Here is an 11164-nt window from a genome sequence, read left to right on the forward strand (position 1 = left end):
AAGCTTGTTTCAATTTCTATATTTATATCCTCCATTTTTTTTACTCACTTTTGTTTTTTCGTAACAGCTTTTCTTTATTTAGTTTAACGGAAAAAAGCAAATAAAAAAGCCCACAAAAGTGGACTCGTTCATTTATTCTTCGTGATCGCAATGACAATGATCACAAGTTCCATATAAAACTCCTACTTTATCCGCTTCCTGAAAGGCAATTACTTCTTCACATGTTTGGCAGACGATTGTTTCCATTTTCCGTCTTCCTCTCCATCAAATTAGTATGTGCCTTTATTATATTTGTGTCATACTATTTATGTCAATAGGTTATACACTATTTATATTTCTGCAGTTTGTTTTCTAATAACGAGGCAATCTCGCCAAAAAAAGTGTAATCATCGTCATTTATTGCATCTTCTGCCTTAGAAACGATCACAATTTCTCCAATTAAATGATGACCATAATAAAATGGGATACATAATTGTATAAATGTGTTATCATTATTACTCGATATCCCGCCGCGTAATGCAGCAATACTCAACTCCGATTCACCAAAAGGTATTTTTTCCGGTAAATGTTCGATCCCTTGGTGAAACTTTCGTTCAAAATGATCTTGATTTGTTAAATAAATGGAAACGCTTTTATATTCCTCCACTTGATCAAAAACGAGCTGACAGACAGCTTCGTAGAGCAATGCATCATTGCCTTTCCATCCGTCTGCTACAGAACCGATTTCGGCACGAAGTTCATCAAATAAATCTGCCTTATCCAAACAGAAACAACTCCTTCTTCTTTAGCATTTTGAGCCGTTAGTGTAACATATCCCATAAAGTGGTACAATTCAGATGAATGAAAAAATATTAATCCTTAAAACTTCTTTAGAAAGAAGGGTTATCCTGTTGAAAAAAAGCACTTACATCAGACGTACGGAAGCAATAAAACTTCAAGATGTACAAAATATACTGGAATATTATCGCCAAATGACCAGAAATACCGGAAAGCAATTGGATTGGGATTATGAAGCAGCTGCTTTTCCCTATACAATGGAAGAAAAAGAGAGTGATGGCGCCAAATATTTATTACTCACTGGCAAAGATCCTCATTTGAATAACCATATGGTTATCGGAGTGGGTCAGCAGGAAGACAGCGAAAAATATTATGTGCAAATCGTTTTACCTGAAGATGCAACACACCACGATGTTGCCAAAGGCAACGAATATGCAAAATTTATCGCCAAACAGCTAAAAGGCGAGTTGCAATTGTTTAACGGTCGATTGATGCCAGTCTAAGAAAAAAGCGGATATGTGAGATATCCGCTTTTTTCTATATGTTATGTGAAGATTTTTCTATTTTATGGTGCTTCCTGTGACCTGCGTCTTTGCAATTTGCTTGCAAAGACGCAGGTCTTGGTATCTCAGAAGGGTTCTTCATCGACACCTACCTACTTTTCCTTCCTCTGCTTAGGAAGATTGTTCGGATGAAAACCACAGCCAGGGTGATGGTTAGGTTCCTCCCACCGACACCTCTTGCACTTTTTCTTCGGCTGCTTCTTCTCAGCCATGAGAATGCCTTTCTCCAGTAGGTTTTGTCCATGAGCCAATGGACCATTTTAGTATAACATAGTCTTTCATTATTTTCTTACTATTTGCTATTGTTTCCACAACAAGTACAAATCGATTTTACTTCCTGCTTTGCATCGAACGTTGCCCGAATCCAAAAGAGAAAAAAAGCGACACGTTCCTCTACATAAACATACTCGATGCCATTCTCTGTGATGGTAAATCCATCATCATCTTGACGAAAACAAATCGGTTTGTTGTCACTTGTTTTGGAAGCAATATGCACAGCTCTCTCCATTTCTGAAGTAAACGAAACTTATTTTACTAGAATTAGGAAAATAAATACATAGCTCAAAAGCATTAATTTCCCGCCAATGCATCCATATTCGTCACATATCCATAAATCATAATAAAGCACTCTTCTCTGACAAAAGGGATACGAAACTGAAGCAGCATTTCGCAAAATATATCAGTGATATCCACCAATTGATTATCCCTTTGCCGTCTATATCTAGGCAGAACACATATCCATTCGATTGAATAATATGGGTACAAACCTTCTGTCCAATCTCCCCAATACCAAACATCTTCTGCAAATCTTTCTGGGTATGGATGAAGTTCCAATACTCTCTTCATTTGGAAAGCGGGAGGAAATGGCATTTCATCGATTACTGCCTTTTGTAGTTTTTGCCATCTGGTATCATTAAGGATAGAAATCAGTTGTCTTCTGTTGATTTCATTTTGAACACGCTGTTTGTCTGGATTCATTTTTTCCTCCCGTAAACAAAATAAAAAAGACTCCAAGTGAGTCCTTCTTTAACTTATTTTACTCAATTTCTTTTCCAATAAATATATTCTTCCCTTTAATGCATCGATTTCTCTGCGAATCGATTCTTTATCATTTACCATTTCATTTGTAATCTCAACAACATCTTCGTATAAAATTGTCTTCACTTCTTGAAAACCATTGCTCGTATCATCATGGAGGTCTGCAATACTTTCTTCTATCTGGATAAAACGTGACTCGGAAACCTGCTTAACACTTTGCATTTCTTGTGCAATTCGGTTTTCTAATTTGCCTAATTCCGAAAGAAAGCTACTCTGAATTGCTTCTAGTAGTTGCTCGTTATCCAAAAAAAGCACCCCTAAGCTAATATGTTAATGATTATAATTATTTTATTGTTATCAGAAAAATAACGCAATATCTTTTTGTCCCCTTGTTATGTTTGACACCCATAGCAAGAGGACCTTTTTTTATTTGTCTAAAGCAGTTACATTGGAATCCATTTATTATTTCCTACTTTTACATATCTGGCATCAGAACCAGATACTCCAATAATAATTCCTAGTGTTTTTACTTCCGTTGTATCAAAATACTCTCTCTTTCGAGTTGGATGCTTATATCCGAATACAATATAGCCATCCTTTTCTTTGTACAGCCAGCTATTTTTTACATCCATGCAAGTCACAGGCACTTGGTCAGATTCGTTTTCGCGAAACTTTGCCGCAACTTGCCTGTCTGACAGCACAGTAAACCCTTGAGGATTTTTTCGATATGCGCGGATTATTTTTCTTGCGAGATCATAGACAGTTGTTTGTCTCCGTAGCATCGATGCTCCTAACGCAAATCTGGACACTGTGATTGTATCACAAAAAACATTCCAGTCTTCCTAAAATAAAAAAATTCACTTGTTAATAAACGTATGCAAAAATCAAAGCAGAAAAATTCCTTATGTATTACCAGATTAACAATGCCATGACTGTTTTAAGATGAACGGTTTCACGTCTTAATAGAAAATTAATCTTTGAGTTATTGAAGTCGATATGTAAATTCATTAAAATATCAATGTTGTATATAAAAACACCGAATGATCTGCTAGATATTCTATATTTCCCATTTGAAGTTATTAAATAGGAGAAGGTATAACTCGTGAATGTAATTGTTATGATACAATCCATACTTATGATGGCAAGTATGCTGGGCATAGGTGCCTTGTTAACAAAAAAAGTCAACTTTAATGAAGATACCCGCTCCTTACTGACCACTTTAATTGTATATGTTTCCGTCCCTTGTGTAATTATTGGGAGTTTTCTGCAATTACCGGAAGGAGACGGTTTATACATTCATCTCCTTGGTATTTTTGCATTCTCATTTGGTATCTATGCCATCACTTTATTCCTTACTTGGTGGACTGGTCGATTTATCGGCATAAGCAAATTACAAGCAAGCCAGATGTCCGTGATAGCAGCTCAAGGCAATACTGGATTTATTGGTTTACCGCTTTGTCTCATATTGTTTGGCAGTAAAGGGGTTATCTTCGCTGCCGTATTTGATACAGCAGTCGGTATAGCTTTATGGACTATGAGCGTAATGGTGATTAAACACCGATATTCCATCAATTTACAATCATTAAAACCGATGCTCAATTTTCCATTAATTGCTTTTTTTATTGGATTGATTCTATCTTTTTTCCATTTTGAAGCTCCACCTGGATTTATGCAATTCTTACTAAAGCTAAGTGCATTGGCGTCTCCTCTCGCACTGATTTATATTGGACTTTTCCTGCCAAAGTTATTTCGTTTACGTAAACAAACCGTCTACAAAAATCTAATCATTGCTATTGGTATCAAATTAATCTTTATGCCTTTATTAACGATCGGTATTCTAACTTTTCTCCCTATGGATACACTTACCAAACAAGTTATTTTATTATTGTCTACTATGCCTACTGGCTCCATGGTACCCATTTTGTTTGCACAGCTAAAAGCAGATGAAGAATTCGGTGCACAAGCAACTGTATTTGCCACGATTGCTTCGCTTCTTACGATACCAGTCATTTATAGTATTGGTAGTTTCCTCTTAAACATATAAAAGGGTGGTACTAGACCACCCTTTTATAGTTTCTAACAAAAGCTTTAATACATACATTTAATTTTTATTTAAATAAAAATAATTCATTTATGAATTGTCAGTTTTGCGAAACGTTTTAAGAACCAATCGTCATTTTTAACAATCCATGATATACTCTTGATACTTCTCGTTGTTCCTTTATGAAAAATTTTCTATTTATTTGTGAAACACTGGAAAATAATGGGGCAACCATTGGCTTTACTCAACTATCCAAAATAAGGAGTTTGACATGTTAAAACGTTCTCACAAAAAGAAGACGTGTATGCTACTTGGTACGGTACTAGCCATTACGTTAACCGTTAATCCTTTTTTGGCTAAAAACAGTTATGCAGCACCTGCGAATTCCACTTCTACCAAAGCAAAACTAGAAAAATCATTGAGCGATTACAAAACAGCAAAAAAGAATTATGACGATGTCCAAAAAGAGATTTCTACTACAGATGAACGAATGAATGATTCTTTTCAACAATTAACCAAGTTAAATTTGGAACAAGAAAAGACTAAAAAAAGATTGGATTCCATCTTAGTTCGTCTGTATACTTCTGGTTCGAATAACATGGAGGCTCAATTACTTGCATCCAGTTCATTCACCGAATTTCTAAGTAGATTAGAGAGTATTCGTCTGTTGATGGAAAACGATTACCAAGTTTACGAGCAGTATAAAAATCAAGCGGAACAAATCAAGAAAAATCAAGAATTAATCAAAAAAGAAGCCGAAAATTCAAAAGCACTACTGGCTTCTGCAGAGAAAAACATGCTTGCACTGCAAGCCCAATACAAAGCGCTGCAAAAACAATTAAAGAGTGAGCAGGCAAAAGCGTTAGCAAAAAAATCTGGTGTTTCTGATCCTGGAACATATTCCGATACATCCTGGTTAAACAGAGCTAGGGCGATGATTGGGAAAGTAAACTATGTCTTTGGTGCGGAAAGTTATCCGAACTTTGACTGCTCCGGCTGGGTACAATATGTTTTCCGCGAATTTCGAGGAATTAACATACCTAGAACCTCCAGTGCCCAATCACAAGAAGGAACTTCGGTATCAAGAAGCAACTTACAACCAGGAGATTTAATTTTCCTTCAAGGCACTTATAAGTCTGGTGTTTCTCATGTGGGGATCTACTTAGGGAATGGGTATTATATTTCCAATGAAAACGAGAAGAATGATCTACAAATCGACTCTTTAAATAACTCTTACTCACAGACCCATTATTGGGGAGCAAAACGTGTAAACTAAAAAATCGTTGGACAACCTGTCAGATGTTGTCCAACGATTTTTGCTATCTATATCAATCGAAATACTTATTTGTGTTAGGGGCTCTAGACAGCAAAGTCCAGAGCTTTCTCTCACCTTAATGGGAGAAAAATTTTACCCTGTGTTCACCTCAGAAAGTTGCGATCGGACGGAACGGACGCTGATCGTTCATTCCGAGATCGTTCATCCCAAAGGATTTCTCAGCGATCGATACAGCTGTCACCTCACCACCCTGCTTCATCAGGTGGTAACAGGCAGACTTCGGAAGCAGCTTGTCTCCGATCTGCACTTCTCCGCCAAGGACGATAGCGTAGTATGCATCGTCATAGTCTCCGACGAGAGCGAACTTCACACCTGTGCAGGAGATGGTATCGTCCATGTACCAGCCATTGAACAAGCGGATTGTGCCCGAACCTTTCGACTTGACGATCAGTTCTCCTTCACCGATGAAGTTCTGATCAGCATTCTCATCGATCATGTTTGGCAGCTTCATGAAGCGACCCGTGATGATGTCGACTCTCTGCTCGACTTGCCTCCGGTACTTGGAAAGCATCTCACCGAGCGAAACCACCGTACGCATAACAACTCCCTCTAGGGAATACAACAGGATTACTTTAAATATACCATATTCTTGTTCAAAAGCTTGCAATCAAAAAGTGATGCGTACCTTTTTGTACCTATCAAACTATTAGGGGCTCTAGACTAATGTCTAGAGCCTTTTTTAGTAAATATTATGCTTCTCTATGAAGATCATGAAACAGGGCGAAACCGTCGATTTCCACCCATCAGAACATCATTCTTGGAACAATTATCGATCCGCACTGCCTGCAGCGCTTCCCCATGACGATACAGAAAATGGTAGCATTCTGCTTTTGGAAGGTGCTTACTTCCCATTACAACCTCTACATCATTAGAAAAAACGATAGCATAGTACGCATCATCCCATGTACGAAGGTTGAAGTTCACTCTGACCAGCTGTGCCCGCTGACAGGAGATAATATCATCTGTATACTTGCCATCAAACACATAAAGGTCATGTGTCATCACGTTATATACCACTTTCTTTGCGGAAGCAAAGAATCCCAAATCGCTCATTTCTTGCATCGTCTTGAGCTCTTTGTAGTGATGAGGAAATTGGCCATTCAAACTCTGAATAGCATCGCGTTCTTCTGCAACCAAATCTGCTGCACGCATAAAAAACTCCATTCTTGATGAGCATGAACAATTTTACAATATCATTTCCTTCAAATATTATCTGCATATTCTTTTGTATTTTCTCTAAAAATAATTTCATCTTAGTAAATATTTTTATTGCTATTTACATCCAAATCATGTATCTTATATAGGGTTTGCCTACTAATTAAGAGGGGGATTTGCTATGAGTAATCGATACGATGTGATTGTCGTAGGAGCAGGACCCGCTGGCATCTTTACCTGTTATGAACTCAGTTTAAAAATGCCCGATGCAAAAGTTTTGTTGATTGATAAAGGGCACGATATTTACAAACGAAATTGTCCTATTTTGGAACATAAAATCCAAAAATGCCCGCCTGCGACGCAGAAAAAAGAATTTGCTGGATGTTTGCCAGCATGTTCCATCACAAATGGATTTGGCGGTGCAGGCGCTTATTCCGATGGAAAATTTAATATCACTAGTGAATTTGGCGGGTGGATGACTGATTTCTTACCAAATGACCAAGTGGTAGATTTGATTAAATATGTGGACAGCATTAACTTAGAGCATGGTGCAACCGATACCATCACTGATCCTTTAACCGAGGAAGTACGGGAAATTGAACGAAAAGGAGCGGCTGTGGGTCTAAAACTCCTTCGCGCACAAGTACGTCACCTTGGAACGGAACAAAATTTATCGATTTTAGCTAGTATCTTCCGTTACTTGGAAAATAAAATAGAAATGCGCTTTAAGACAGAAGTTGCAGATATTGTAACCGAAAAGAAAGACGGAAAGCATACAATAATAGGCGTGGAACTAAAAGATGGAAACCTATTGCACGCAGGTAAAGTTGTAGTGGTACCTGGTCGAGATGGTTCCAAATGGTTATCGTCCATCATGAAAAAACGACGTCTGCAAATGTACTCCAATCAAGTAGATATCGGTGTTCGAGTAGAAACCTCTGATATTGTTATGGGTGAAATCAACAAACACTTATATGAAGGCAAGTTTATTTATAACACATCCATTGGTACCAAAGTGCGTACGTTTTGCAGCAATCCTTCTGGACATGTTGTTGTAGAGAATCACTCTGGTATCATGCTGGCAAATGGACATTCTTATAAAGATCCAAAACTAGGCAGCTCCAATACGAACTTCGCCTTGCTTGTTTCGCATCAATTTACTGCCCCATTTAACCAACCCACAGAATATGCGCATGAAGTTTCAAAATTAGCAAATCAATTGTCTAATGGAGGGTTAATCGTTCAGAAATATGGGGATATTTTGAAAGGCCGCCGTTCTACCGAAAAACGAATCAAAGAAGGTTTTATCGAGCCGACACTAAAAGAGGCAGTGCCTGGTGATTTGGGTTATGTTCTTCCTGCTCATACATTAAATAGTTTAAAAGAGATGATAGAAGCACTTAACCATGTAACACCTGGCATCGCTTCGGAACACACGCTATTTTATGGTGTGGAGGCGAAATTTTACTCGGCACGGCCAAAATTAAACGAACGATTTGAATCAGAGATAAGCGGTCTTTACCTCGGCGGGGATGGTGCAGGAATTACCCGCGGTTTAGCTCAAGCAGGGGCATGCGGCATATGGATTGCACGAGATATTACGAATAAAATCCAATAAGAAGAAAGCAGTGACTCACAGGGTCACTGCTTTTTCCAAAGGTTGTCATTGCTTCCAAATCAATCGTCAACTGTGTGCCTTTGTCAATAGATTCATTCCTCAACATTGTTTCAGTTTAGTATCAAACATTCTTGTCTGATTTTGCTTGTTTTGGCCAAACCGTATAACTAAAGCTGACAAGAAAATCAATAACCAGCACTATGGACCATGTTTGAATCGTGTTAGAAAAAACATTTGTCTTCCTTGGATCTCCTACAAACCAAATGAATACTAGCAATAGAATACAACCTATCAGCCACGCACACAGATGTTTATACCAGCCGGATCTTTCCAAACGAGCTCTCGCCTCTCCATATTTAGGAGCCTCTTCTGGTTTAGGACCATTCTGATATCGATAAGCAAACCGCTGATCTGCCCACCGAATTATTGATTTTCCATATACAATTGTTACACCAATATAAATAGCAGCTAAACCATGGAAAAAATTCGCAGTTGCTCCTTGTTTCAAATCCATGCCAGTAAAAAACAAAATGAATAGATCAATAGCTGGTGTACAACTCAATAGAAACAGTCCTAATTTCTTTTTCGCAAATGTATATCGACAGACCAGTCCGCTGATGACAAATAACCAAAACATCACTTCTCCGCCTAAAATGACAAACAACATAACTGCTCACCACCTTTTTTAATACAGATGTACTATTTAATTTTATAATACAACTGTATCATAAAAAATGACTATGGTATACTGGCAATATGCCTAAAAAAGTAAATCATGCTATTCGTCGACAAAAAGTTGCAGAAGCCGCTTGGCGTGTTATACAAAAAGATGGATTAGAAAAAGCATCGGTGCGAAATATCGCACTAGAAGCAAATATGTCATTAGGAGCAATGCGCCACTATTTTAAAACACAATCTGAACTGTGGACATTTTGTATGCAAATGGTCATCGACCGAGTAACAAACCGCATCCAATCCATGTCTCTTCCCCAGGAATATGAACAAAAAATATATAAAATTATCGATCAGATTTTACCATTGGATGATGAAAGAAGAGCAGAAAGCGAGGTATGGCTGTCTTTTATTAGTAAATCACTCGTTGATCCAGAATTGCATCGTCTCCGGCAACAGAGCCATACGTTATTACATCAAATGTTTCGACAAATAATTGATACGCTAATCGAGCAAAACCTTGCCAGACAAGACATTGATCCTGAGATCGAAGCACTTCACCTGCACGCACTCGTAGATGGTTTTGCAGTGCATGGAATTACACAAAAAGAAAAAATAACAGCAATCAAAATGAGAACGGTTATTCACCAGCATATAAACTATCTATTCACAAAAAAACTAGAAAAAGATAGACAAGGAGATGAAAACCAATGAGTAATGACTTTCTAACAAAAGCTGCTAACTTTCACGATTTACATACAAAAACATTTATTCTTCCTAACGCATGGGATGCAATGAGCGCACTAATTTTTGAGAAATGTGGATTTCCAGCTATCGGAACGACAAGTGCCGGTATAGCTAATTCACAAGGTTACCAAGATAGAAAGATACCATTTGAGGAGGTTATTCGTGTAGTCGAACAGATTGTTCGCTCTGTACAAGTGCCTGTTAGTGTAGACTTAGAAGATGGTTATGGCTATACAAGTGAAGAAATAAAAGAATCTGTAAAAAAAGTTATTTCACTGGGAGTAGTTGGCATGAATATAGAAGACAGCACAATGAATCCAGACACCCCACTGTATTCAATATCTGATCAACAGAAGAAAATTGATTTAATTAAAGAACTTTCCCTGAAAATGGGTGTTCCTCTTTGGGTAAACGCCCGTACGGATATCTTTTGGGCTAACATCGGTACAGCATCGGAACGTCTTCAAAATACGATAGATCGGGTAATCGCCTATCAGGAAGCAGGTGCGGATAGTGTTTTTGTTCCAGGGATAACAAATGCAGAGGATATTCAAACACTGCGCAAAAATGTTACTTGTCCGATAAATTTATTAGCTGGTCCGCACTCTCCTTCCGTTACAGAACTGAAAGAAATCGGTATTCAACGAATTAGTTGCGGCTCAGGTCCATTTCGAGCAATTGTTACAGCTTTACATAATTTAGGCACAGAAATACTTCATCACGGCACTTTTCAGCAGATGACAGACAATGTACTTACTTATCAGGAAGTAGATAATTTATTTCATTCAACATCTACTCCAAAAGAATAATGCAAAAGCCGGACGTTGAGTTATGGGAACCTTAAAGACAATTTCTTTTTTTAAAAAAAGCCTGTATCACGCCACAGCATGATACAAGCTCTTTTTTTTTAAAAGAAAATCAAAAATGGTATAAAGAAGAGAAATGGTATAAAGATCGCAAACAATGGGAAAAACCATTGTGCGTGTGCTTTTCCATTCAGCTTCTTTGTTTTCACTGGTATAAAAACAATCCCCTTTTTGTGCACTTCTTTGACAGTTCCATAAAGAACTTGACCATTTTTTAAGACTAACTTCATTGGCCGACCGATATGTTTTGTTCCTAATTTATGGCGAGGAAGGTATTGAAGTGAACTCATTTTATCCCTCCTTCTAACAGTTCTCTATTATTCTATGAAAATCTGCTAGAAAGAGTTACCA

At 37.7% G+C, this 11164-nt stretch carries 16 protein-coding genes; 6 read left to right on the forward strand and 10 right to left on the reverse strand.

Features of this window, described 5'->3' with window-relative positions; all coding sequences use genetic code 11:
- Window positions 1-132: 132 nt before the first annotated feature.
- Together AC5WOC_RS05850 and AC5WOC_RS05855 are read right to left on the reverse strand one after the other, a co-directional pair.
- Window positions 133-246 (reverse strand): GapA-binding peptide SR1P, encoded by a 114-nt coding sequence (locus AC5WOC_RS05850; RefSeq protein ID WP_496054465.1) that lies wholly within the window; start codon window positions 244-246, stop codon window positions 133-135.
- A 79-nt stretch (window positions 247-325) separates the two neighbouring features.
- Window positions 326-763, reverse strand: a complete 438-nt coding sequence (locus AC5WOC_RS05855; protein WP_496054466.1) for a hypothetical protein — start codon at window positions 761-763, stop codon at window positions 326-328.
- 127 nt (window positions 764-890) lie between these two features.
- Here AC5WOC_RS05855 and AC5WOC_RS05860 point away from each other — a divergent pair, with 127 nt between their 5' ends.
- A complete protein-coding gene (locus AC5WOC_RS05860; RefSeq protein ID WP_496054467.1) occupies window positions 891-1280 on the forward strand; it encodes a DUF1885 family protein in 390 nt (129 codons plus the stop codon).
- A gap of 352 nt (window positions 1281-1632) precedes the next feature.
- Here AC5WOC_RS05860 and AC5WOC_RS05865 read toward each other — a convergent pair whose 3' ends face one another.
- The 4 genes from AC5WOC_RS05865 to AC5WOC_RS05880 all read right to left on the reverse strand — a co-directional run bounded on the left by AC5WOC_RS05865 (window position 1633) and on the right by AC5WOC_RS05880 (window position 3160).
- On the reverse strand, window positions 1633-1836 hold the full coding sequence (locus tag AC5WOC_RS05865) for a hypothetical protein (RefSeq protein WP_496054468.1): 204 nt from the start codon (window positions 1834-1836) through the stop codon (window positions 1633-1635).
- 74 nt (window positions 1837-1910) lie between these two features.
- Window positions 1911-2318, reverse strand: coding sequence for a DUF6678 family protein (locus AC5WOC_RS05870; RefSeq protein WP_496054469.1), 408 nt, complete (start codon window positions 2316-2318; stop codon window positions 1911-1913).
- 48 nt (window positions 2319-2366) lie between these two features.
- Window positions 2367-2684: a hypothetical protein gene (locus tag AC5WOC_RS05875; protein ID WP_496054470.1), complete on the reverse strand. Its 318-nt coding sequence runs from the start codon at window positions 2682-2684 to the stop codon at window positions 2367-2369.
- Window positions 2685-2821: 137 nt separating this feature from the next.
- Entirely contained in the window at window positions 2822-3160 is a 339-nt protein-coding gene (locus AC5WOC_RS05880) for a hypothetical protein (protein WP_496054471.1), read from the reverse strand.
- A 320-nt stretch (window positions 3161-3480) separates the two neighbouring features.
- Here AC5WOC_RS05880 and AC5WOC_RS05885 point away from each other — a divergent pair, with 320 nt between their 5' ends.
- Window positions 3481-4422 carry an AEC family transporter gene (locus AC5WOC_RS05885; RefSeq protein ID WP_496054472.1) on the forward strand — a complete coding sequence of 314 codons (942 nt, stop codon included), beginning with the start codon at window positions 3481-3483 and terminating at the stop codon, window positions 4420-4422.
- Between the two features lie 268 nt (window positions 4423-4690).
- The gene (locus tag AC5WOC_RS05890) at window positions 4691-5695 is read left to right on the forward strand and encodes a C40 family peptidase (protein ID WP_496054473.1); all 1005 of its coding nucleotides are present in this window, start codon (window positions 4691-4693) and stop codon (window positions 5693-5695) included.
- Between the two features lie 148 nt (window positions 5696-5843).
- Here AC5WOC_RS05890 and AC5WOC_RS05895 read toward each other — a convergent pair whose 3' ends face one another.
- Both AC5WOC_RS05895 and AC5WOC_RS05900 read right to left on the reverse strand, forming a co-directional pair.
- Window positions 5844-6293, reverse strand: a complete 450-nt coding sequence (locus tag AC5WOC_RS05895) for a hypothetical protein (protein WP_496054474.1) — start codon at window positions 6291-6293, stop codon at window positions 5844-5846.
- A 170-nt stretch (window positions 6294-6463) separates the two neighbouring features.
- Window positions 6464-6907: a hypothetical protein gene (locus tag AC5WOC_RS05900; protein WP_496054475.1), complete on the reverse strand. Its 444-nt coding sequence runs from the start codon at window positions 6905-6907 to the stop codon at window positions 6464-6466.
- Window positions 6908-7091: 184 nt separating this feature from the next.
- Between AC5WOC_RS05900 and AC5WOC_RS05905 the strand changes: the two genes are divergently transcribed.
- Complete coding sequence (locus AC5WOC_RS05905; RefSeq protein WP_496054476.1) at window positions 7092-8528, forward strand: NAD(P)/FAD-dependent oxidoreductase; 1437 nt, start codon at window positions 7092-7094, stop codon at window positions 8526-8528.
- Between the two features lie 121 nt (window positions 8529-8649).
- Here the strand turns inward: AC5WOC_RS05905 and AC5WOC_RS05910 are convergent, their stop codons facing one another.
- Window positions 8650-9195, reverse strand: coding sequence for a hypothetical protein (locus AC5WOC_RS05910; protein WP_496054477.1), 546 nt, complete (start codon window positions 9193-9195; stop codon window positions 8650-8652).
- A gap of 89 nt (window positions 9196-9284) precedes the next feature.
- Here AC5WOC_RS05910 and AC5WOC_RS05915 point away from each other — a divergent pair, with 89 nt between their 5' ends.
- Complete coding sequence (locus AC5WOC_RS05915) at window positions 9285-9914, forward strand: TetR/AcrR family transcriptional regulator (RefSeq protein WP_496054478.1); 630 nt, start codon at window positions 9285-9287, stop codon at window positions 9912-9914.
- Window positions 9911-10756 carry an isocitrate lyase/PEP mutase family protein gene (locus AC5WOC_RS05920; RefSeq protein ID WP_496054479.1) on the forward strand — a complete coding sequence of 282 codons (846 nt, stop codon included), beginning with the start codon at window positions 9911-9913 and terminating at the stop codon, window positions 10754-10756. Before AC5WOC_RS05915 ends, AC5WOC_RS05920 begins: the two co-directional genes overlap by 4 nt.
- A 98-nt stretch (window positions 10757-10854) precedes the next feature.
- Here the strand turns inward: AC5WOC_RS05920 and AC5WOC_RS05925 are convergent, their stop codons facing one another.
- Window positions 10855-11103 carry a hypothetical protein gene (locus AC5WOC_RS05925; RefSeq protein ID WP_496054480.1) on the reverse strand — a complete coding sequence of 83 codons (249 nt, stop codon included), beginning with the start codon at window positions 11101-11103 and terminating at the stop codon, window positions 10855-10857.
- Window positions 11104-11164: the final 61 nt, after the last annotated feature.

This window comes from Shimazuella sp. NTD247, from assembly GCF_059510415.1.